Genomic DNA, 22,631 nt, shown 5'->3' on the forward strand with positions numbered 1-22,631 from the left:
GATTATCCGACCGAGCCTTCGAGACTGATCGCCACCAGCTTCTGCGCCTCGACGGCGAACTCCATCGGCAGCTTCTGCATGACGTCGCGGACGAAGCCGTTGACCAGCAGGGCCACCGCCTCCTCCTGCGACAGGCCCCGCTGCTGGGCGTAGAACAGCTGGTCGTCGGACAGGCGCGTCGTCGTCGCCTCGTGTTCCAGCTGGGCCGAGCCGTTGCGGGCCTCGATATAGGGCACGGTGTGGCTGCCGCAGTCGCCGCCGATCAGAAGGCTGTCGCACTGGGTGAAGTTGCGCACCCCCGTCGCCTTGGGATGCACCGAGACCAGGCCGCGATAGGTCGAGTCCGACTTGCCCGCCGACACCGCCTTGGCGATGATCCGGCTCTTCGAGTTCTTGCCCAGATGGATCATCTTGGTGCCGGTGTCGGCCTGCTGATGTCCGTTGGTGATGGCGATCGAATAGAACTCGCCCGAGCTGTCCTCGCCGCGCAGGACGCAGGACGGGTATTTCCAGGTCACGGCCGAGCCGGTCTCGACCTGCGTCCAGCTGACCTTGGACCGGTCACCCCGGCAGTCGGCGCGCTTGGTGACGAAGTTGTAGATGCCACCCTTGCCCTCGGCGTCGCCGGGGTACCAGTTCTGGACCGTCGAATATTTGATCTCGGCGTCGTCCAGCGCGACCAGCTCGACCACGGCCGCGTGCAGTTGGTTCTCGTCGCGCATCGGGGCGGTGCAGCCCTCGAGGTAGCTGACGTAAGAGCCCTTGTCGGCGATGATCAGGGTGCGCTCGAACTGGCCTGTCTGGCTCGCATTGATGCGGAAATAGGTCGACAGCTCCATCGGGCAGCGCACGCCCGGCGGGATGTAGACAAACGACCCGTCCGAAAAGACCGCGCTGTTGAGCGCCGCGAAATAGTTGTCCGAGACCGGCACGACCGATCCCAGATATTGCCGCACAAGATCCGGATATTCCCGCAAGGCCTCGGAAATCGGCATGAAAATGACGCCGACCTTGGCCAGCTCGGCCTTGAAGGTGGTGACCACGCTGACGCTGTCGAACACGGCGTCCACGGCGTAGCGGGGCGCGCCCTCGACGCCGGCCAGCACCGCCTGCTCGCCCAGCGGGATCCCCAGCTTGGCGTAGATGGCAAGGATTTCCGGGTCGACCTCGTCCAGCGACTTGGGCCCATCCTTCTTCTTCGGCGCGGCGTAGTAGAACAGCGACTGGTAATCGACCGGCTCGTATTTCACCGAGGCCCAGGTCGGCTCCTCCATCGCCAGCCAGCGCTCATAGGCGGCGAGGCGCCATTCCAGCATCCACTCCGGTTCGCCCTTCTTCTCGGAGATGAAGCGAACGATGTCGGCGCTCAGCCCGCGCGGGGCGTATTCGGTCTCGATATCGCTGGTGAAGCCGTGCTCGTACTTCTCCAGCGCGGCGACGGCGTCGATGGTTTCCTGAACGGCGGCCATGATCTTACGCGGTTTCCTTCACGCGGGCGGACTGACGCGCGCGATGTGTCTCGTATGCCTTGGTCCACGCCGCAGCGAAGCGTGACCAATCGTCTTCCGTGGTGCCCCAGCCGCCCGAGACCCGCACGCCCCCGGTCGCCAGGTCCATCCGGCCCATGGCCACGATCGTCCGGCTGGGCTTGGTCTTGCCCGAGGAACAGGCGCTGCCCGCCGAGACCATGATCCCGCCCAGATCCAGCACGATCAGGGCCTGCGGGCTGTCCCAGTCGACGACCGACAGGAACAGGGTGTTGGGCAGACGCGGCGCGCCCTTGCCTAAAATGGTCGCCCCCGCCGCCTCGACGGTCGCCTCGGCCGCGTCGCGCCAGGCCTTGTGCGCCTCGGCCAGCGGCAGGTCGCGCGCGGCGCAGTCGGCCGCGACGCCGAAGCCGTGGATGCCCGGCACGTTCTCGGTCCCGGCCCTCAGGCCGCGTTCCTGCCCGGCCCCGCGCACGATCTGCACCGCCGCCCGGCCTTCGCCCAGAACCAGCGCGCCCACGCCCTGCGGCCCGCCCAGCTTGTGCGCGGACAGGGTCAGGCTGTCGGCCTTCAAGGCCCCCATCGACACGGGGATCTTGCCGGCCGACTGGATCGCATCGACGTGCAGCCAGCCCCCGGCCTCGCGCACCAGCGTCGCGGCCTCGCGGATCGGCTGGATGACGCCGCTTTCGTTGTTGGCATGGTGGATCGCCACGACCGCCTTGCCGGGGGCCCGCAGCAGTTCGGACAGCCGGCCCAGATCGATCACGCCCCGCGCGTCCACCGGCAGAACCTTGACCGGCTTGCCCGAGGCCATGGCCGCCTCGGCCACGCAAGGATGTTCGGACGCGCAGACGATCAGCCGCTCGAACCCGGCCGCCAGCGCGCTGGCGATCGCCTGGGCGTTCGATTCCGTGCCGCCGGAGGAGAAGATCACGGACTGGGCATCCGCCCCGACCAGATCGGCCACCCGGGCCCGCGCGGTCTCCACCCGGGCCCGCGCCCGCCGCCCGGCCGCATGGACGGCCGACGGATTGCCGTTGTCGGCCAGGGCCTCGGCCATGGCCGCCTGCACCTCGGGCCGCACCAGAGCGGAGGCGTTGTAGTCCAGATAGACGCCGCTCATGCCGCCACCCCGATGCCGGCCGCGGCCGCAACCGGGCGCCGCGGCCCCGTCCGGTTCATGATGACGTCTTCCAGCGAGACGCTGGCCAGATAGCGGTGGATCTCGTCGCCAAGGTCTTCCCACAGATTGTGGGTGATGCAGCGTTCACCCGCCATCATGCAGCCCCGCGGCGAGGAATGGGCCGCGCACCGGGTCGCGCGGATCGGCTCGTCGACCGCCAGAACGATTTCCGACACAACGGTCTCGCCCGCCGTCTTGGCCAGCCGATACCCGCCGCCGGGCCCGCGCACACTGCGGACCAGACCGCTTTTCCGCAGGCGGGCGAACAGCTGTTCCAGATAACTCAATGAAATCTCTTGGCGTGTCGCAATCTCGGCCAGGGACACGGCGCGGCCCTCGGCCCCCTCGCCCTGTCCGTTGCGGGCCAGATCGGCCATCGCCATCACGGCATATCGTCCCTTGGTCGACAGTCGCATCGCCGTCCTCAAAAATCGCGCGCATTTCAAAGGGTCTGTGCTATGACCCGCCGCTTCGCGAGGCGGCCGAACGCTAGGGTGGACTTAGAAAGTCCTACCCCGGCGGTCAAGTATTCGGCGGGCCCGAAATGACAGTTGAACGGATTCCAGAGCCCCATGCCTGAAGTCATCCTGCCCGGCGCCTCCGGTCGTATCGAGGGCCGCTACTCTCCCGGCAAGCGCGCCAATGCGCCCATCGCCCTGATCCTGCACCCCCACCCCAAGGCGGGCGGGCATATGAACAACCCGGTCACCGTGACCCTGTACCAGCTGTTCCAGAAGCGCGGTTTCGCGACCCTGCGCTACAACTCGCGCGGCGTGGGCAAGTCCCAGGGCGAGTTCGACTCGGGCATCGGCGAGCTGGCCGACGCGGCCACGGCGCTGGACTGGCTCCAGTCCAACAACCCTGCCGCCACCCAGACCTGGGTCGCCGGCTACCAGTTCGGGGCCTATATCGGCATGCAGCTCCTGATGCGCCGGCCCGAGACGGACGGCTTCATCTCGGTCTCGCCGCCCTCGAACATGTACGACTTCAGCTTCCTGGCCCCCTGCCCGGCGTCCGGCCTGTTCCTGCACGGCACGGCCGACACCATCGTGCCGCCGGTCGAGGTCGAGCGCGTGGTCAACAAGCTGCGCACCCAGAAGGGCATCGTCATCGACTACGAGCTGGAAGAAGGCGCCAGCCACTTCTGGCAGGACCACATCGACGCCGTGGACCGCCGCGTGGGTCTGTATCTGGACAAGCGCCTGGAAGCCGAACCGGCCTGACGTCGGCTTTCCCCGGCCCACAGGAAGCAAGAGCCCGGCCCGGAAAGCCTTGCGACCGATTCTGACGTGTCGACCTGCCAGACTGCGTGCCGCAGGTCTTTGACAGTCGAATGCCGCATCCTCCGTCAGACCAGGACGGTTCTGGCCGACCCGGTCGAGGCGGACTCGTCGGACTCCTCGGACGGTGTTTTTTTCGGACGCCGCGCCGCAGGCTGGCTCAGCGATACAGCAGGAAGGGCTCGCGCGCCGCGATCCAGGCCGCCTCGTCCCGTCCTGCGATCGCATCCAGATCGCCCGGTGCCGCCGCTGCATCGTCGACCCATTCTCGCAGCGCAGGTCCGCCGTTGATCACGTCGATCGGCAGCTTGCCGAAGGCGTACTCATACGGGAAGTCCCGCCACAGGTCGTAGTCGGGATACAGCCGCCGGATCGCCTTGAAGCCCAGCGCCTGGACCCGCCAGGGCTGGAAGGCGGCGTGGTCATAGTGCGGGCCCTCGACGTGGATCTGCACGCCGGAACACAGCTGGCCGACGTGTTTGTGGAAGGTCGGCTCGAACCACATGTCGCGCAAGGTACAGCCGTCCAGCCATTGAGGGGCCAGGGCCCGCATTTCGGCGATCACGGCGCGGGCGTCGATGTCCGGGGCCCCGAACAGCTCCAGCGGCCGGGTCGTGCCCCGGCCCTCCGACAGCGTCGCCCCCTCGACCATCACCGTGCCGGGATAGGCCCGCGCCATCGACAGGTTCGGCGCGTTGGGGCTGGGATTGATCCAGGCCCGCTCGCCCAGCGGCCAGCCGAAGCCGGGGCCCGCGTCCGGGTGATAGCCCTCCATTTCGATGACCCGGTAGGCCACATCCAGCTTGAAGTGGTCGATGAACCAGTGGCCCAGCTCGCCCAGGGTCATCCCGTGCCGCATCGGCATCGGCCCGGCCCCGACGAAGCTCTCCCAGCCCGGTACCAGGGTGGTGCCCTCGACCGGCCGCCCGGCCGGGTTGGGCCGGTCCAGCACCCAGACCTCCTTGCCGTGCTCGGCCGCGGCCTCCAGCACGTACAGCAGGGTCGTGATGAAGGTGTAGATGCGGCAGCCCAGGTCCTGCAGGTCGATCAGCACCACGTCGAAGGTGCCCATCATAGGGCCGGTCGGACGGCGCACCTCGCCGTACAGGCTGAAGACCGGAAAGCCGTGGACCGGATCGGTCTCGTCCGGGCTCTCCATCATATTGTCCTGCAAGTCGCCCTTCATCCCGTGCTGCGGTCCGAAGGCGGCGCTGATGGTCACCCCGGCGGCGATCAGGGCATCGATCGAATGGGTCAGGTCCGCCGTGACCGAAGCCGGATGCGCCACCAGCGCCACCCGCCGCTCCTTCAGAGCGGCTTGGAGCTCGGGCTCGGAGAGCAGGCGGTCGATGCCGAATTTCATGGCAGGTCCAGAACGAAGGAATCGGGATGGTGGAAGTCAGGCTTATCGGACGGATGGGCCAGGGCCCAATACGTCCTCGCGCCGTCGACGGTCTCGATGACGGCGGATAGGCCCAGACGCCGGGGCTCGACAGGCAGTTCGATGCGGCCTTCGAGGGCGACGTAATCGCGGCCTCCGTCCAGCCCCTCGACCACGCAGACCTCGTCGGCCGGGCGCATGCCCTCGCGATACCCGTCGAACCGATAGCTGGCCCACTGGCCCGATGGCGAAAGGTTGAACTCGCGGTAGCCGTCGTCTGTCGTCACAAACGCCTCGAAACAGGTGTGTTTCCAGAGTTCGTCAGCCCGCCCGACGGGCGCATCGCCCGGCCAGGCGATGAAATCCGGATTGTCGTCGATGATGAACCTCAGCCACAGCAGGCCACCCTCCCGCTCGAACTCGACCGAGATCGCCTCGGGATAGACGTGCGTCTCGGGGACATGGGGTATCAGCGTGGCGCGCATCCCGAACCGATAGCGGCTGGTTGACGCCGGTCAACGCCCGGCGCTAGGACAACCTCATGTTCGCGACCTGCGCCCTCCCCGGCCTGTATTACCGCCCCTCGATCTGATCGAGCGGCCGCGAACCCCTGCGCCGCATTTTGCCGGCGCGACACCCGAGACACAGCGCCGGCCTCCCTGCTAACGGAGCCGACCATGAGCGACACATCTTTCCAGTCCGACTTCCTGAAGACCCTGCAGGCGCGCGGCTATATCCATCAGGTCACCCATCCGGCCGAGCTGGATGCGGCGGCGAAAGCCGGCGTCGTCGCCGGCTACATCGGCTTCGACGCCACCGCGCCCTCCCTGCACGTCGGCAGCCTGATCCAGATCATGATGCTGCGCCGCCTCCAGCAGGCCGGCGGCCGGCCCGTGGTCATCATGGGTGGGGGCACGACCAAGGTCGGCGACCCGACCGGCAAGGACGCGTCGCGCCCGCAGCTGACCGACGAGACGATCCAGTCGAACATCGCCTCCATCAAGACGGTGTTCGAGAAATTCCTCGTCTTCGGCGACGGCCCGACCGACGCCGTCATGATCGACAACGACGAATGGCTGTCGAAATACGGCTACGTCGAGTTCCTGCGCGACTACGGCACGCATTTCACCGTCAACCGGATGCTGGCCTTCGACTCGGTCAAGCTGCGGCTGGAACGCGAGCAGCCGATGACCTTCCTCGAGTTCAACTACATGCTGATGCAGTCGGTGGACTTCCTCGAGCTGAACCGGCGCCACAACGTCACCCTGCAGATGGGCGGGTCCGACCAGTGGGGCAACATCGTCTCGGGCGTCGATCTGGTGCGCCGCGTGGACCACAAGGCCGCCTTCGGCCTCACGACCCCCCTCCTGACGACCGCCTCGGGCGGCAAGATGGGCAAGACCGCGCAAGGGGCCGTGTGGCTGAACGCCGAACAGCTGAGCCCGTACGACTACTGGCAGTTCTGGCGCAACGCCGAGGACGCCGACGTCGGCAAGTTCATGAAGCTGTTCACGGACCTGCCGCTGGAAGAGGTCGCCCGGTTCGAGGCCCTGCAGGGCGCGGACATCAACGAGGCCAAGAAGGCGCTCGCGGACGCGGCCACGACCCTGCTGCACGGGGCGGAGGCGGCCGCTGCCGCCCGCGCGGCGGCCGAAGGGGCCTTCGAGCGCGGCACCCTGTCCACCGACCTGCCGACCATCGACCTGCCGTCCGGCGAGGTGATCGGGGCCATGCTGGCCGCCGTCGCCACGCGCGCCGGCCTGACCGCCTCCAACGGCGAGGCCCGTCGCCTGGCCCAGGGCGGAGGCCTGCGACTGAATGACGAGGCGATCGCCGACGGTGCACGCCTTATCGAGGCGTCCGACGTCAACGCCGACGGCGTGATCAAACTGGCCGCCGGCAAGAAAAAGCTGATGCTCGTCCGCCCCATCTGAACGGAGACACCGCCATGACCCAGATCGTTGAAGGCGCAAAGGCCCCCGCGTTCGACATGCCCGCCGATGGCGGCGGTCGTGCCATCCTGGCCGGGCCGACCGTGCTGTATTTCTACCCGAAGGCGGACACGCCGGGCTGCACCAATGAGGCAAAGGACTTCACCGACCACGCCGAGGCCTTCGCTGCCGCCGGGGTGACGGTCATCGGCGTCTCGAAAGACCCGGTGAAGAAGCTTGAGAAGTTCAAGGCCAAGTACGATCTGAAGGTCACCCTGGCCTCCGACGAGGAAACAGGCGTCACCGAGGCCTACGGCGTCTGGGTCGAAAAGAGCATGTACGGCAAGACCTACATGGGGATCGAGCGCGCCACCTTCCTGATCGACGGGTCCGGCACGGTCCGCCAGGTGTGGCGCAAGGTGTCGGTCAAGGGGCATGCCGAGGCCGTTCTCGCAGCCGCGAAGACACTCTGAACGCGATCCGGTAGTCTTTGCTCAACCCGATACAGTGTCCGGAAATACCCCTGACGCGCGAATCCTGTACTGAATAGATTCGTTCACGGATCATCGGCATGCCATCGTGGTTAACATCGCGTGAACGCTATTGCCGCAGCGCAACAGTTGCAGGATAGTCGGCCCCGTACATGGGGGCGTGTTACGATGGATGAGGATCAGGGAGCCGTCAGGCGCTCCTTCATCGGTCGCTGGTTTCCCGAACGTCATGTTTATCTCCGTTCCAACGGCGATACGCGTGGATATGTTCTGACCAGTGGACGACAGATGATGCTGGCAGTGGCCGGTGTCTTCCTGGCGGGCTGGACGCTGCTGGCGTCCGGGGGCTTCATCTTCGACATGGTCGCCAGAAGCCGCGCCGACGACGAGATCGTCCGCGCCAGGGCCGCATCCGAGCGGCTCAACGCCGACCTTCAGGCCCGGCTGGAAACGGCCGTCGTCCGCATGTCGGCCACGACGGGCGGCCTCGACGAGATGGCCGGCATGGTCGAGCGGCGTCACGCCGCGCTGACACGCGTCATGACCATGTTCCAGGGCGTACAGGGCGCGGAGGCCGTGCTGACACCCGCCACCCCGCCGGCACCCGGACAGGCCCGCCCCATCCAGCGCATCGTCGCCGTTCGCATGGACCAGGAACGTCTGATCGAGCGAGCGGGCGATTTCGCCCAGACCCGGGCCGAACGTCTGCGTCTGGCCTTCCGCCTCGCCGGCCTGAACCCGGCCGTCTACGGGGCCAACGGATCGGCCCTCGGGGGGCCGCTGATCGAGGCGGGCGATCCCAAGGCGCTGGCGACCATTCTCGACGTCGACGAGCCCTTCGCGGTCCGGATCCGACACGCCGCCGACAACCTGACCGACATGCGCCGGCTGGCGGATGCCGCCGAAGGCCTGCCTTTCAACCGACCGACCCAGGCCCGCACGACATCGGGCTTCGGCGTCCGCTTCGATCCGTTCAACGGCCGTCCGGCGGTGCATCAGGGCCAGGACTTCGCCGCCCCGCTGAACACGCCGATCTACTCGACCGCGCCCGGCATCGTGTCTTTTGCCGGGGTGCGTTCAGGGTATGGAAACACCATCGAGATAGACCACGGACACGGCTTCAAGACCCGTTTCGCCCATCTGAACTCCATGGCCGTCCAGCCCGGCCAGCGCATCGCGCTGGGCCAGAGGATCGGGGCCATGGGCACGACGGGCCGATCCACCGGCGTCCACCTGCACTATGAGGTGTGGATGGACGGCCGACCCCAGAACCCCGCGCGCTTCTTCCGAGCAGGAGACCAGATTGTTCAATAAGACGAAATCCCCCGCCACGCCCGACCGTTCGTCGAACGCCGCCCCCATTCCGCCGCTGCCCGACCTGCCCTCGCCGGGCGTGAGCCGGTCGGCCGCGCCCTCGCCCGCCCCGTCGCCGATCGCGTCCTCGCGCGGCCTGTCGACCCTGTCGTCGGACCTGCAGTTCGAGGGCCATGTTTCCGGGGCCGGCGACCTTCAGGTCGACGGCTCGATCAAGGGCGACGTCCGCGTCGGCCGTCTGATCGTGGGCGAGACCGGGGCCATCGAAGGCAATGTCACGGCCGACTACCTCGAGGTTCGCGGCCGCATCGTCGGTGGCGTGTCCGGCAAACAGGTGAAGCTGGTCTCCACGGCCTATGTCGACGGCGACATCACGGCCGAGCAGCTGTCGATCGACATCGGTGCCTATTTCCAGGGCCGGGTCCTGCAGAGCCGCCGCGAAGCCCCGGCCGCCGTCGCGCCCGCGCCCCGGCCGGCCCAGCCGGCCTTCGAAGCCCCGCCCGCTCCGGCCCCCGCGCCCGCCGAGCCCGCGCCGCAGGTCATCGACCTGAAGTCGGTCTGAAGCTGATCTGACTCTCTCCCTCCCCCTTGGGGGAGGGACGTCGCGAAGCGACGGGGTGGGGCGGTCAAGGCAACCCGGACTCGGGGATGTGCAGCGTGGCCCGGTCGCCCCCACCCGGTCTCCGCTTCGCGACGACCACCCTCCCCGGCCGGGGAGGGAAAGCGCCGCAGTCCCTACTCCACCGTCGACCCGCGCGTCTCGCCCACACGCGCCGCCAGGGCCGCGCCCATGAAGGCATCGAGGTCGCCGTCCAGAACGCCCTGGGTGTCCGAGGTCTCGACCTCGGTCCGCAGGTCCTTGACCATCTGGTAGGGCTGAAGGACGTAGCTGCGGATCTGGTGACCCCAGCCGATATCGGTCTTGGCGTCCGCCAGGGCCTGGGCCGCGGCCTCGCGCTTCTGCAGTTCCAGCTCGTACAGCCGCCCGCGCAGCATCTTCCAGGCCTGTTCCCGGTTCTGGTGCTGTGAGCGGCCGGCCTGACAGGCCACCACGGTGTTGGTCGGGATGTGCGTCAGGCGGACGGCCGAATCCGTCTTGTTGATGTGCTGCCCGCCCGATCCCGACGCCCGATAGGTGTCGGTGCGGACGTCGGCGGGGTTGATGTCGATCTCGATCGTGTCGTCCACGACGGGCGAAACGCCCACGGACGCGAACGAGGTGTGCCGCTTGGCGGCCGCGTCATAGGGGCTGATGCGCACCAGCCGGTGAACCCCGGACTCGGACTTCAGCCAGCCGTAGGCGTTCGGGCCGGTAACCAGAATGGTCGCCGACTTGATCCCGGCCTGGTCGCCGTCTTCCGAGGCCTCGATCTGGACCTCATAGCCGTGGGCCTTGGCCCAGCGGGAATACATGCGCAGCAGCATGCCGGCCCAGTCGCAGCTTTCGGTGCCGCCGGCGCCCGAATTGACTTCCAGATAGGCGTCGTTGCCGTCCGCCTCACCGGACAGCAGGGCTTCCAGCTCGGCCCGGGATGCCCGGTCCTTGATCGCCTTCAAGGCCGCGCGGGCTTCTTCCAGCGTCGCCTCGTCGCCCTCCTCGTCGGCCATGTCGGCCAGCATCACGCCCTCTTCCAGGCCCGATTCCATCTCCAGGACGGTGTCGATCTGAGTCTTGAGGCGCGAGCGTTCGCGGCTGACGGCCTGGGCCGCATCGGGATCGTTCCACAGCGTCGGGTCCTCGACCCGCGCGTTCAGCTCATCGAGCTTTCGGTTGGCGACATCCCAGTCAAAGACGCCTCCTGAGCAGAGCGACGCTCTGCTCGATGTCGGCCTTCATGGCCTCGACATCCGGTCTCATCGCAAACTCCTGCGAACTCAAAAAGAAGACGGCGCGCCGGATGGCGCGCCGCTCGATGGCCCTACCTAGGCCCTCAGTACAGCCCGCTCAAGTCCTCGGCCGGTTCCTGTTTGGTGGGCGGAGGGGGCGAGTTCGACTGGGTGTTCAGCCCCGGCGTCACGCCGGCCGCCGCCTCGGCCTCGCGCCGGATGACGTCGTTGTAGTTCTGGGGGCCTTCCGGCACGGCGGCGGCCTGGGCCTGACGCTCGTCCTCGCGGCGACGCTCGGTGCCCGGGCGGAAGGCCTCCTCGATGCCGTTCACGCTGCGGAAGATCGCGCCGCGCGGCCGCACGAAGGGACGGGCCGGCCGCTCCTTGAGGGCATCTTCCATGAAGTCGATGAACACCGGCACGGCGGCCGAGGCCCCCGCCTCCCCTGACCCCAGCGACCGGTTGTCGTCGAAGCCGATGAAGACCCCGACCACGATGTCGGTCGTGAAGCCGACGAACCAGGCCGAGCGGTACTCGTTGGTCGTCCCCGTCTTGCCCCCGACCCAGCGACCCAGGCCGCGGGCACTGGCGGCGGTGCCGCGCTGGATGACGCCCTCCAGCATCGAGCTGATCTGGTAGGCCGTGATGGGGTCTATCACCTGGGTGCCGCGCGGCTCGAGGAAGGGCGAGGCCTGACCGGCGAACGCGCGACCGCACTCGCGGCAGCGGCGCTGATCGGCGCGATAGATGGTCTCTCCGTCGCGGTCCTGGACGTACTCGATCAGATAGGGATTGACCCGACGCCCGCCGTTCACGAACGCCGAATAGGCGGCGGTCAGATTGTAGGGCGTGACCTCGCCGGCCCCCAGCGAGACCGACAGATTGGGCTGCAGGTTGCTGGCAACGCCCATGCGCGCCGCCAGGTCCACCACCTTCTCCATGCCGATGCTGTCGGCGAGACGCACGGTCATGACGTTGCGCGACAGCTCCAGGCCGCGACGCAGGGTCGACGGGCCATAGTACTGCCGGCTGTAGTTCTCCGGCGTCCATCGACGTCCGTTCGGCCCGCCCGCGAAACTGATCGGGCCGTCGACCACGATCGAGGCCGGGGTGAAGTCGCCTTCCAGCGCCGCCGCATAGACGAAGGGCTTGAAGGACGAGCCCGGCTGGCGCTGGGCTTGGGTCGCGCGGTTGAAGCTGGACAGGGCGTAGGAATAGCCCCCGACCATCGCCAGGACCCGCCCGGACTGGGGCTCGATCGCCACCAGGGCGCCGTTGACGGCCGGGACCTGCTTCAGGGCGAATTGGCCCGACCGGGGCTCCACGAAGATCAGGTCGCCGCGTTTCAGCGGCCGGTTGGCATTGGCCCAGGCGGCGTCGGCCGTCAGCAGGGTGCCGGTCTCGTCGTCCCGCGCCGTACGGACCCGGACGGTGTTGCCGGACACGCTCTCGACCGCGGCCGCGCGCCACTCGCGGCGTTCCGGCGGGGCCTGTTCGCGCAGGGCCACGGCCTGCCAGCCCGGGGCGAAGTCCGTCGTGCCCCAGGCTCCCCGCCACCCGTGGCGGCGGTCGTAGTTCTCGAGACCGCGCATGAGCGCATCACGCGCCGCCGTCTGCAGGGAGGGATCCAGCGTCGTGCGCATGTAGAAGCCGCCGGCGTTCAGCTGGGCGCCGAAATCGGGATTGGACGCCGCCTGGCGGCGCGCTTCCTCGACGAAGAAATCAGCGTCCTGATACTCGGCCCGGCGTGGCGCGGCCTGGGCATTCAGGGGCCGGGCCTGGCCTTCGACCAGCTGGGCCTGGGTGATGAAGCCGTTCTGCGCCATCTCGCCCAGCACCCAGTCGCGGCGGCCCTTGGCGGCGGCGGGGTGGCGTTTGGGGTGATAGTTGTTCGGACCCTTGGGCAGCGCCGCCAGGAACGCCGCCTCGTCCGGCGTCAGCTGCTCCAGCGACTTGCCGAAATAGTTGTAGGCGGCCGAGGCCACGCCGTACGACCGGTAACCCAGGAAGATCTCGTTCAGATAGAGCTCGAGGATCTGCGGCTTCGAGAGCGTCGTCTCCAGACGGCTGGAAAGGATCGCCTCCTTCAGCTTGCGTCCGATGCTCGATTCGTTGGTCAGGAGGACGTTCTTGGCCACCTGCTGGGTGATGGTCGACCCACCCTCCAGACGCCGCCCCGTCGCCGCGTTCAGCACGTTCTTCAGCATGGCCCGACCCAGGCCGGAGACATCGATGCCGCCGTGCTGGAAGAAGTTGCGGTCTTCCGCCGCCAGGAACGCCTTCACCACCAGCGGCGGGATCTGCTCGTAGGGGACATAGATGCGGCGCTCGTCCGAGAACTCGCCGATCAGGGTGCCGTCGCCGGCATAGACGCGGGTCGCCGTAGCGGGACGGTAATCCGCGAGATCGGACGCATCGGGGAGATCGTGAAAGAGCCAGGCCGCATAGACGGCGACGATCAGCCCGGCGAGCGCGATCGCCCCCAGCAGGGCCACACCCGCCATCACGAACCAGCGTTCGGCAACCTTCACCGCAGACTCCAACGACCCGACCGCGGGTCGCATGATCCGACGGTCGCCCACGGGTTTAGCCGGGGTCGCGATGCTTCGCTAGGGCGTCGGCGACCGGGCGGTCGGTTTCCTATGGCGCACCGGCGGCGCTGTTCAGGGCCGCCATCTGCAGCGGAGCCGACGGCTGGCTGAAATAGCGGTCGATACCCTCGGCCACGGCGCGAACCAGCTGACGGCGTTCCGTGGCGTCGCCGAGCGCCCGCTCGTCGTCCGGATTGGTGATGAAGCCCATTTCGAGCAGGACTGCCGGAACGTCCGGGGCCAGCAGCACGGCCAGGCCCGCATCGCGATGGCTGCGACGCAGCAGCGGATGGTCGGCCGCTTCCAGATGGGTCAGCAGGACCCGGGCGAACTGGGCCGAGCGATTCTGGGTCGCGCGCTGCGTCATATCCAGCAGGATGCGGTCCACGGACGGATCGCGGCCGGGCAGATGAAGATCGCGGTGCCAGTTATCGCCGCGCGTGACCTCGCGCACGGCGCGGCTCGCGCCCTGTTCGGACAGGGTATAGACGGACGCGCCCCGCGTGGCCGGGTCGGCCCCCGCGTCGGCGTGCAGCGAGATGAACAGATCGGCGTCCGCCTGACGGGCGATGCGGACACGCCGGTACAGGTCGACATAGACATCCGACTCGCGGGTCAGCTGGACCCGGTAGCGCCCGGTGCGCAGCAGCTCGTCCCGCAGGGCGATGGCCGCCGCCAGGGTGACGGCGCTTTCCGAGCGATGGGCCCCCAGGGCCCCGGGGTCATGGCCGCCATGGCCCGCGTCGATGACCACCAGCGGTCGCTCGGCACGCGCCGGGGGACGCGGGGCCGCACGACGCGTCGTGGCGCCGGCGACAGCCCCGCCCGTGGCGGTGATGTCGATGACGTAGCGGTAGTGGGCCACGCCGTCTCCGGGCGGCAGCAGGAAGCGCCGCTCGATCCGCGCCGTCCGGCCCAGGGCCAGTTGAACCCGCGAGGCCGTCCCCGACGGACTGACCCGCCAGTCGCGCACCAGGCCGGAACCGGTCCCGTCCACGCCGCGTCCGGCCCCCACGCCGGCCAGGGTCAGGACCACCTGTCCCGCCGCGCCGGACTCGATCACCTCGCCCCGCGCCGATCGGTCCAGGTCGATGACCACCCGCGTATGATCCGCATCGCCCCCGAACCGAACGCCGCGCACGTCGCCGGTCGCGCCGGTCGCCATGGACCGGCTGCCGGCCAGCGACACGGCCGCCAGCACGACGAGCGCGAGCGCCGTCAACGCCCAGTCGCGGACGCTCCATTCGGACAGGCTGAAACGCATAGACCCGCGCATTCTGACGGCGACCCACTCTTGTAGTTGAGGGCAACCTGCCAGATCGCGGTTGGGATTGGGTTAAGCGCGCCGGAAAACCATCGTGGCTTTTCATTCACACCCGGCATGCCTATGCTTGTATCCGTTCGCGAACGATCGCGCCGCCGCATCGACGGTCTGGCGCGGCCCCGGCGCGGCGCCCCACTCCCGCCTTCGCGGATCGCCAGGCCAGACCCTGAAAACGGGTAGCCCCCTGACGATCGACGGAGCCGGGCCTACCCGACCTTGCGACGCCAACGGCGCGTGCGGGTCCAGGACCGACCAGACCCCATGGGCTTTTCCGCCTGCCTCTCCCTCCGATCGATTGCCCTTCAGGGGCCGGTCGCAGTCGTGTCCGGCCTTCGCCGCGACGACGGGATGATGCACGCGTTCGCCCCTTACCCCGTTCGGCGAGCCGCCACGGCCCCTTCAGGCCCCGGCAGAGCGCGCCAGAGAGAACCCTTCAATGTCAAAGACCATGCTTATCGATGCGGCGCACGCGGAAGAAACCCGCGTCGCCATCGTGGACGGCCGCCAGGTTGAGGAATTCGACTTCGAGTCGAAAACCAAACGCCAGCTTCGCGGCAACATCTATCTCGCCAAGGTCACCCGCGTAGAGCCCAGCCTGCAGGCCGCCTTCGTCGAGTACGGCGGCAATCGTCACGGCTTCCTCGCCTTCAACGAAATCCACCCCGACTACTACCAGATCCCGGCCGCCGACCGCGAAGCCATCATGGCCGAGGCGCACTCGGCCGATGACGACTCCGACGACGAGAACGCCCGTGATTCCGATGACGGCGATTCCGAAGGCGGAATGGCCGAGGAGGAGCGCCTGAAGCGTCGCCTGATGCGGCGCTACAAGATCCAGGACGTCATCAAGCGCCGCCAGATCCTGCTGGTGCAGGTCGTCAAGGACGAGCGCGGCGGCAAGGGCGCGGCCCTGACCACCTGGCTGTCGCTGGCCGGCCGCTACTGCGTGCTGATGCCCAACACCGGCAAGGGCGGCGGCATCTCCCGCAAGATCACCCAGGCCACCGATCGCAAGCGCCTGAAGGCCGCCGCGTCCGCCCTGGACGTGCCGCGCGGCATGGGCCTGATCATCCGCACGGCCGGCGCCAAGCGCACCAAGGCCGAGATCAAGCGCGACTACGAATATCTGCTGCGTCTGTGGGAGACGATCCGCGAGACCACCCTCGCCTCCCACGCCCCCTCGCTGATCTACGAGGAAGAGAACCTGGTCCGCCGCGCCGTGCGCGACATGTTCGACAAGGATTTCGACGGCATCCAGGTCGAGGGCGTCGAGGGCTTCAAGGAAGCGCGCGACTTCATGCGGGTGCTGATGCCCTCGCAGGCCAAGAAGGTGCACCTGTATCAGGGGTCGAAGCCGCTGTTCGCCGCCAACGGCATCGAGGAACTGCTGACGCAGATCCACCAGCCGGTCGTGCCGCTGAAGTCCGGCGGCTATCTGGTCATCAACCAGACCGAGGCCCTGGTCGCCATCGACGTCAACTCCGGGCGCGCCACCAAGGAACGCAACGTCGAGGCCACGGCCTTCAAGACCAACTGCGAGGCCGCCGTCGAGGCCGCCCGCCAGCTGCGCCTGCGCGACCTCGCCGGTCTGGTGGTCATCGACTTCATCGACATGGACGAGTCCAAGAACAACCGGACCGTCGAACGCATCCTGAAGGACGAGCTCAGCTTCGACCGGGCGCGGATCCAGATGGGCCGTATCTCGGGCTTCGGCCTGATGGAAATCAGCCGCCAGCGTCGCCGCCTCGGCGTGCTGGAAGGCGCGACCGAGGTTTGCCCGCACTGCCAGGGCGCCGGACGTGTCCGCTCGGCCGAGTCCGCCGCGCTGATGGTGCTGCGGGCCGTCGACATCGAGGCCGGCAAGAACGGCGCGGGTTCGATCAACCTGAAGGTCTCCTCGGCCGTCGCCCTCTACATCCTGAACCACAAGCGCGACTATCTGCAGCGCCTGCTGGAGCGTCGCGGCCTGGCCGTCATCATCCAGATCGACGATCGCTTGGGTCAGGGCGAGAGCGCCATCGAGCGCACCGAGACCAACGAGGACTTCGTCGCGCCGGAAGCCGTCGTCTCCCTGTCGGACCTCGACGACGATTTCGATGACGCCGCCTACAGCGACGAGGACGACAACGACGACGATGACGACTTCATCGCCGACGAAGACGAAAGCGCGCTGGACCGGGAGGATACGGACGACGACGAGCCGCGCGAGCGTGCCGAGCGGCCGGAACGGGTCGAGGGCGAGCGCGGCCGGGGTCGCGGCCGTCGCCGTCGCGGTGGACGCCGGGATGAGGAAGCCGCACCGATCGCCGCCGATGCCGCGGTCGAGGGCGTCGCGTCCGACGACGATGACGACAGCGAGGCCGGCCGCCGTCGGCGCCGCGGTCGCCGTGGCGGGCGTCGCGTGCGCGAGGACGGCGACACGGCGTCGACCGGCTCCAGCGACTTCTTCTGGGTGCGCGGTCGCACGCCTTCGCTGGACGATCCCTATGTCTGGTTTGATCCGCTGAACCCGCCGGCCCGTGCCGATCGCGGCGAGCGGGCCCCCGTGCCGTCGGGGCCAGTCGAGGCTGCGGCGGATGTCGAGGAACGGATCGGTGAGCGTCCCGAGGGCGAGATCGCCGGCGACCGCGAGGGCGGCCGTTCGCGCCGTCGCCGTCGGGGTCGCGGTCGCGGCGCCGAACGGGCCACGCCGCACGATCTGAAGGTCGAGGGTCGCGCCACCAACGAGGGCATGCCCGCCGACGGTTCGCCGGACGTCCCCATGGCCGTCATGCTGTCCGAGGACGCGTCCGAAGCCCCGGCTCCGGTCGTCGTCGCCGAGCCGCAGCGCCGCCGAGTCCGTCGCAAGACCTCGGCATCAATCGTCGAAGCGGATACGGCTCCGCTCGATGAGTTCGTGGCCGAAGAGACCGGAATCGCCCCGCCTCTGGAGCCGGAGATGGCCTTCGTCGCAGAGGCCGACGCGCCCGAGGTCGAAGCCGAGGTCGAGCTCGAGGTCGAACCGGCACCCTTCGTGTCCGAGCCTGAGCCGGAACCCGCGGTCCTCGTCGAGGCCGTCGCTCCGCCGAAGCCCGAGGCCGATCTGTCGGCCATCATCGCCAGCGATCCGGCGCAGATCACCGCACCCCCGGTCAAACCCAAGCGGGGATGGTGGCGTCTGGGATCGTGACGGCCTAGATTGAGCATGAAGACGAGGCGGGGGCGCCGGTCGAAGGAGTTGGCCATGATACGGTCGAGCCGAACAGCGTCCCGCCTCGTCGCGCGCCTGGCCTGCGCCGTCGCCGTCTCTGCGATGGCGGCTGCGCTTGCCAGTCCGGCCTCCGCCCAGTCCACGATCCGCGACACCGAGGTCGAGGGAATCATCCGGGAATGGACGGACCCGGTCTTCACGGCCATGGGGCTGGAGCCGTCCGAGATTCAGGTCCTGCTGGTCAACGACGCCGACCTGAACGCCTTCGCGACCGGTAACCGGGTCATCGGCATCAACACCGGCCTGATCCTGCGCACGACCAGTCCGAACCAGTTGCTGGGCGTGCTGGCGCACGAGGCCGGGCACGTGAAGAACCGGCACGTCCTGCGGGAGGGTGCCCAGGGTGCCGCCATGCAGCCGATGCTGATGTCGATGGCCCTGGGGGCGCTGGCCGTGATCGCCGGTCAACCCGGCGCCGGGGCCGCCCTGCTGAGCTCAAGCCAGTATTTCGGGACGGTCAACGCGCTCCGCTATCTGCAGGGCCAGGAGGGCGAGGCCGACATCGTCGCCCAGCGCGGGCTGGAGGCCGCCGGTGAATCCGGCCGCGGGCTGGTGGAGTTCTTCGAGAATTTCCGCAGCCAGGAAGTGTTTTCCGACGCCCGTCGCTATCCCTATTTCCGCAGTCACCCCCTGTCCGGGCAGCGGATCGAGGCCCTGCGTCGTCCGGTCGAGGCCGCCTCGCACTATGGCCAGGTCGACAGCCCCGAGCGGATGGCCCAGCACGCGCTGATCCTGGCCAAGGTCCACGCCTTCATGGATCCGCCGAACCAGACCCTGAGGGCCTACGGGTCCAGCGACACCTCCTTTCCCGCCCGCTATGCACGCGCGATCGCCTGGTATCGCGACGGCCAGACGCAGAAGGCGCTGGACACCACCGATGCCCTGATCGCTGAAGACGTCGACGACCCCTATCTGTGGGAACTGAAGGGCCAGATCCTGTTCGAGGAAGGCCGCCCGCAGGAAGCGATCGCCGCGCACACCGAATCGGTCCGGCTGAAGCCCGACGCGCCGCTGCTGCGGATCAACCTGGCGCACGCCCTGATCGAGACCAACGATCCCGCCAACCTCGACGCCGCCGTCGATCAACTGAAGCGGGCGGTCGCGCGCGAGGACGACAACACCCTGGCCTGGCGTCTCCTGTCCCAGGCCTATGCCAGCCAGGGCAAGGAGGGCGAGGCCCGACTGGCGTCGGCCGAATACTATTTCGCGGCCGGCGGCGAGCAGGAAGCCACCCAGTTCGCCCTGCGCGCCCGCGACATGCTGCCCCCGGGATCGAACGAGTGGCGTCGCGCCATGGACATCGTCCTGGCCTCCGGGGCCACCATGGACGACATCAACGACCTCGACCGGCGTCAGGAACGGCGACGCGAACGTCCCGCCGTCGTCCCGCCCGCCGGCGCATGACCCCTTCCCACAGAGCCTGTACATGACCGACCCGACCCCGACCGATCCCTCCTCCCCGGAGCGGCGTGATCCGCTTGCCTGGTTCGGCTCCGGTCGCGGCGGAGCGGTCGCTGTGGCCGTGGCCGTCGTCTCGCTCGGCTTTTCCGTCGCGCCCTATGCGACGGGCGGGGATTTCGGTTCGAAGGTGCGGGCCTATCTGATGGCCAATCCGGCCGTCCTGGACGAGGTCGTGCAGGCCCGCGAGCAGGCTGAGGCGAACAACACGGTCGAAAAGATCAACGCCGCCGTGGCCGCCAACCCGGCGCTTATGGCCCCCGACCCCCGCGATCCCTCGTTCGGCCCCGCAGACGCCAAGGTGACCGTGGTGGAATTCTTCGACTTCCGCTGCCCCGGCTGCAAGGCCGTGGCGAAGGACTATGTGGCCCTGATGCAGGCCCATCCGGACGTCCGGTTCGTGTTCAAGGACTGGCCCATCCTGGATCGGGGTGACGACACCTCGTCCAACTATGCGGCCCGCGCCGCCCTGGCCGCCCACCGGCAGGGCCGGTATCTGCAGGTCTATCAGGCGCTGATGGCCGAGAACGCCCTGACGCGCGAGGCCGTGGACCGCATCCTGGCCGAGAACGGCGTGACGATGCCCGAGGCCCGACAGGCCATCGGATCCCCGGAAATGAACCGGCATCTGGCCGACATCCATACGACGGGCGCGACCCTGGGCCTCGTCGGGACGCCAACCTTCCTGATCAACGGCAAGACGACGTCCAGCATCGCGCCAGCCGAGGTCCTGGCCGCCATCGAGGCTGCGAAGGCCGCCGCCTAGGCGAGCGTCAGGCTCATGGTGCCGCCGATCCATTCGACGCCCGCCCGGGCGCGCGCCGCCTCGGCCGCCGCCCGGTTGCCCAGCGCCGCCTCGGCCTCCGCCAGAACGAAATAGCTGTACGGATCCATCGGCCAGTCGATCAGGAGTTCCTCGATCTTGGCCTTGGCCGCCGCGGCGTCGCCATTGGCCAGCAGGGCGGCCGCCAGACTGCGCCGCGTCGGGTACCAGATGACCGGCGGATCCCCGCCCTCCGGGCCTTCCGCCTGGATCTCGGCGGCGCGGGTGAAGGCGGCGATGGCGGCGGCGGGGTTGGCCTCGATCATGGCGGCCCGCCCCTCCAGCACGCGCTGGGAGACCTCCATGAAGTCCTTCATGTCCCTGGCATCGTCGCCGGTGATCGACGGATCTTCCCGGATCGCCCTGATCGCGCCGGCCTCGGCGCGGACGGCGGCGGCGTCGCCCGCGCGCGCGGCCGCCTCGCCCCGACCATAGTGCCAGCTGGCCCGCAGCAGGGGCCGGTCCGCCGGGGGCTGGCCCAGCGCGGCGACCTGTTCGGGCGTCCCGAAACGGCCGAAGATGGCATAGGCGTCGTTGGCCATCAGCTGACGCCAGGTGTTGCTGGCGGCGATCTCGGGATAGGTGGTCAGGAAGTCCTGCGCCAGCGCCAGACCCTCCTGGGCGCCGCCCGCCATCAGGGCTCCACCCATGCCGAAATGCAGATTGTGCCCGTGCAGGGGCATGCCCACGACCCCGCCCGGAGGGGCCGCCAGTTCGTTGTACCGCTTGTCCAGGCCCACCGCGTTCACATTGGAGCGCATGGCGTCCCGGTAGCGGCCGACGCGATAGAAGGTGTGCGACGGCATGTGCACCAGGTGCGATGCGCCCGGCGTCAGCGCCGCCAGCCGCTCGCCGTAGGGAATGGCCTTGTGCGGGTCGTCGGACCATTCGGTCAGGTGGATGTACAGGTGGATCGTGCCGGGATCGTCCGGCGACCGCGCCAGGGAGTCTTCCAGGATCGACATGGCGCGGACGATGCCGTGATCCTTGGCCCGGCCCTCCTCGTCCCACCATTCGTCCGCCTGCAGCATCCAGGCGTCGGCGGTCACGGCGGCGATCAGCGGCTCCTGCGGATGGCGCCGGACGATGCGGTCCATGGAGCGGGCGAAGCGCACGCCCCGACTGGCCTTTGCGCCGGAGTAGCGCTGGATCATGGCGTCGATCATCTGGCGCTGCACGGCCGTGGTATCGCGCCCGCGCCGGCGCGCCAGCTGGGCCAGGACGCGGCCCGCATCCATCGAGGCATCGTCCGTGCCGCCGCCGTTGATGTTGGGCCCCAGTGCCCACGCCTCGCCCCAGGCGCACATCCCGCACTCGGGATCCAGCGCCCTCGCCTTGCGAAAGGCCCGGACCGATTCCGTATGTTCGAAGGCCCACCGCAGCCGCACGCCGTGGTCGAACCAGGCCTGGGCCTCCGGATTGTCGGTGTCGACTTTCCAGGTCGCGCCTCCGAACCCGTCGACCATGACCATGCCGGTCTCGGACGCCGCATCCAGCGACGAGCCCACGCGGCCGCAGCCGCGCGGTGTCTGGATGAGGGCGGCGGCGGCGGCTTCGTCTGCCCTGGCCGTCGTGGCATCCGCGACCGCAGCGGGCGCAGCCAGACACATGACGATCGCCGTGAACCCGAGCAGCCGATTTCGCATCACGAACCCTCCGGGCCAGACCTTGCCTCGGAAGCTGGCGCAAATCCACCGGTCTGCACTATGCCAGGGGTATGCCACGGTCCGTCATCCCCTGGAGTCTGGTCGTCTTCCGGTTGCTGGCCGGGCCGGCGCTGATCGCGGTCGCCCTGCGGTCGGGCGACACGGCGGCGTGGATCAGCGTCGTGCTTCTGTCGCTCGGCGTGGTGTCGGACATCTTCGACGGCATCATCGCGCGCCGTCTGAAGGTTTCGACGCCGAAGCTGCGTCGCTACGACAGCCGCGCCGACGTCCTCTTCTGGGCCAGCGCCACGATCGCGGTCCACCTGATGCACCCTGCCCTGCTCCCCTCGACCGGACCGGTGATCGCGACCCTGATCGCGATGGAGGGGATCAATCACGCCTTCAGCTTCGCGCGGTTCGGCCGCGAGGCCTCGCCGCACCACTATCTGTCGAAGGCCTTCGGGCTGGCGCTGTGGGGCCTGTTCATCCAGCTGTACCTCACCGGACAGGGCGGGTGGCCCCTCTATGCCGCGTTCGCGCTGGGGGCGATGTCGCAGATCGAGGCCTTCGCCATCACCGCGCGGCTGAAGGAATGGCGCTGCGACGTCCCCAGCGTCTTCCGTCTGGAACGCTAGCGTCCTG

The 22,631-nt window shown here is 68.7% G+C and carries 18 protein-coding genes; 9 read left to right on the forward strand and 9 right to left on the reverse strand.

The genetic code is table 11. The features are described 5' to 3' along the window. Positions 1–2: 2 nt before the first annotated feature. The 3 genes from sufB to BRESU_RS10825 are packed head-to-tail and all read right to left on the reverse strand — an operon-like array spanning position 3 to position 3,089. Positions 3–1,469, reverse strand: coding sequence for a Fe-S cluster assembly protein SufB (sufB, locus tag BRESU_RS10815; RefSeq protein WP_013269591.1), 1,467 nt, complete (start codon positions 1,467–1,469; stop codon positions 3–5). Between the two features lie 4 nt (positions 1,470–1,473). Then, complete coding sequence (locus BRESU_RS10820; RefSeq protein ID WP_013269592.1) at positions 1,474–2,613, reverse strand: cysteine desulfurase family protein; 1,140 nt, start codon at positions 2,611–2,613, stop codon at positions 1,474–1,476. After that, entirely contained in the window at positions 2,610–3,089 is a 480-nt protein-coding gene (locus BRESU_RS10825; RefSeq protein ID WP_013269593.1) for an Rrf2 family transcriptional regulator, read from the reverse strand. Before BRESU_RS10825 ends, BRESU_RS10820 begins: the two co-directional genes overlap by 4 nt. 156 nt (positions 3,090–3,245) lie before the next feature. Between BRESU_RS10825 and BRESU_RS10830 the strand changes: the two genes are divergently transcribed. After that, on the forward strand, positions 3,246–3,896 hold the full coding sequence (locus tag BRESU_RS10830) for an alpha/beta hydrolase (RefSeq protein WP_013269594.1): 651 nt from the start codon (positions 3,246–3,248) through the stop codon (positions 3,894–3,896). A 217-nt stretch (positions 3,897–4,113) separates the two neighbouring features. Here BRESU_RS10830 and BRESU_RS10835 read toward each other — a convergent pair whose 3' ends face one another. Beyond that, positions 4,114–5,316, reverse strand: coding sequence for an exo-beta-N-acetylmuramidase NamZ family protein (locus BRESU_RS10835; RefSeq protein WP_013269595.1), 1,203 nt, complete (start codon positions 5,314–5,316; stop codon positions 4,114–4,116). After that, the gene (locus tag BRESU_RS10840) at positions 5,313–5,819 is read right to left on the reverse strand and encodes a DOMON-like domain-containing protein (RefSeq protein WP_013269596.1); all 507 of its coding nucleotides are present in this window, start codon (positions 5,817–5,819) and stop codon (positions 5,313–5,315) included. Before BRESU_RS10840 ends, BRESU_RS10835 begins: the two co-directional genes overlap by 4 nt. A gap of 192 nt (positions 5,820–6,011) precedes the next feature. Here BRESU_RS10840 and tyrS point away from each other — a divergent pair, with 192 nt between their 5' ends. From tyrS to BRESU_RS10860, 4 genes are all read left to right on the forward strand, one after another. Next, positions 6,012–7,268 (forward strand): tyrosine--tRNA ligase, encoded by a 1,257-nt coding sequence (tyrS, locus tag BRESU_RS10845; RefSeq protein WP_013269597.1) that lies wholly within the window; start codon positions 6,012–6,014, stop codon positions 7,266–7,268. A gap of 14 nt (positions 7,269–7,282) precedes the next feature. Continuing rightward, a complete protein-coding gene (locus BRESU_RS10850) occupies positions 7,283–7,738 on the forward strand; it encodes a peroxiredoxin (protein WP_013269598.1) in 456 nt (151 codons plus the stop codon). Between the two features lie 186 nt (positions 7,739–7,924). After that, positions 7,925–9,070: a M23 family metallopeptidase gene (locus BRESU_RS10855; RefSeq protein WP_013269599.1), complete on the forward strand. Its 1,146-nt coding sequence runs from the start codon at positions 7,925–7,927 to the stop codon at positions 9,068–9,070. Continuing rightward, positions 9,060–9,632 carry a bactofilin family protein gene (locus BRESU_RS10860; protein WP_013269600.1) on the forward strand — a complete coding sequence of 191 codons (573 nt, stop codon included), beginning with the start codon at positions 9,060–9,062 and terminating at the stop codon, positions 9,630–9,632. Before BRESU_RS10855 ends, BRESU_RS10860 begins: the two co-directional genes overlap by 11 nt. Positions 9,633–9,805: 173 nt before the next feature. On the opposite strand, the gene prfB is transcribed toward BRESU_RS10860, so the two are convergent. The 3 genes from prfB to BRESU_RS10875 all read right to left on the reverse strand — a co-directional run bounded on the left by prfB (position 9,806) and on the right by BRESU_RS10875 (position 14,752). Further along, positions 9,806–10,928 (reverse strand): peptide chain release factor 2 gene (prfB, locus tag BRESU_RS10865; protein WP_013269601.1). Its coding sequence is split into 2 segments (ribosomal slippage): positions 9,806–10,858 and positions 10,860–10,928, totalling 1,122 coding nucleotides; the frame shifts between segments, so codons are not numbered across the junction. A gap of 73 nt (positions 10,929–11,001) precedes the next feature. Next, a complete protein-coding gene (locus tag BRESU_RS10870) occupies positions 11,002–13,461 on the reverse strand; it encodes a penicillin-binding protein 1A (RefSeq protein ID WP_041762463.1) in 2,460 nt (819 codons plus the stop codon). 76 nt (positions 13,462–13,537) lie between these two features. Further along, positions 13,538–14,752, reverse strand: a complete 1,215-nt coding sequence (locus BRESU_RS10875) for an N-acetylmuramoyl-L-alanine amidase family protein (RefSeq protein ID WP_245528560.1) — start codon at positions 14,750–14,752, stop codon at positions 13,538–13,540. A 496-nt stretch (positions 14,753–15,248) separates the two neighbouring features. Here BRESU_RS10875 and BRESU_RS10880 point away from each other — a divergent pair, with 496 nt between their 5' ends. Genes BRESU_RS10880 through BRESU_RS10890 form a run of 3 tightly spaced genes read left to right on the forward strand, consistent with a single transcriptional unit; the run spans position 15,249 to position 20,286 of the window. Next, positions 15,249–17,981, forward strand: a complete 2,733-nt coding sequence (locus tag BRESU_RS10880) for an Rne/Rng family ribonuclease (protein ID WP_013269604.1) — start codon at positions 15,249–15,251, stop codon at positions 17,979–17,981. A 54-nt stretch (positions 17,982–18,035) separates the two neighbouring features. Then, the gene (locus BRESU_RS10885; protein ID WP_013269605.1) at positions 18,036–19,466 is read left to right on the forward strand and encodes a M48 family metalloprotease; all 1,431 of its coding nucleotides are present in this window, start codon (positions 18,036–18,038) and stop codon (positions 19,464–19,466) included. A 22-nt stretch (positions 19,467–19,488) separates the two neighbouring features. After that, on the forward strand, positions 19,489–20,286 hold the full coding sequence (locus tag BRESU_RS10890; protein WP_013269606.1) for a DsbA family protein: 798 nt from the start codon (positions 19,489–19,491) through the stop codon (positions 20,284–20,286). Here the strand turns inward: BRESU_RS10890 and BRESU_RS10895 are convergent. Next, positions 20,283–21,989: a hypothetical protein gene (locus BRESU_RS10895; protein WP_013269607.1), complete on the reverse strand. Its 1,707-nt coding sequence runs from the start codon at positions 21,987–21,989 to the stop codon at positions 20,283–20,285. The genes BRESU_RS10890 and BRESU_RS10895 overlap by 4 nt on opposite strands. 71 nt (positions 21,990–22,060) lie before the next feature. On the opposite strand from BRESU_RS10895, the gene BRESU_RS10900 reads away from it, so the two are divergent. Beyond that, positions 22,061–22,624, forward strand: coding sequence for a CDP-alcohol phosphatidyltransferase family protein (locus BRESU_RS10900; RefSeq protein WP_013269608.1), 564 nt, complete (start codon positions 22,061–22,063; stop codon positions 22,622–22,624). Positions 22,625–22,631 lie beyond the last annotated feature (7 nt).

The organism is Brevundimonas subvibrioides ATCC 15264 (assembly GCF_000144605.1).
Classification (GTDB): Bacteria; Pseudomonadota; Alphaproteobacteria; order Caulobacterales; family Caulobacteraceae; genus Brevundimonas; species Brevundimonas subvibrioides.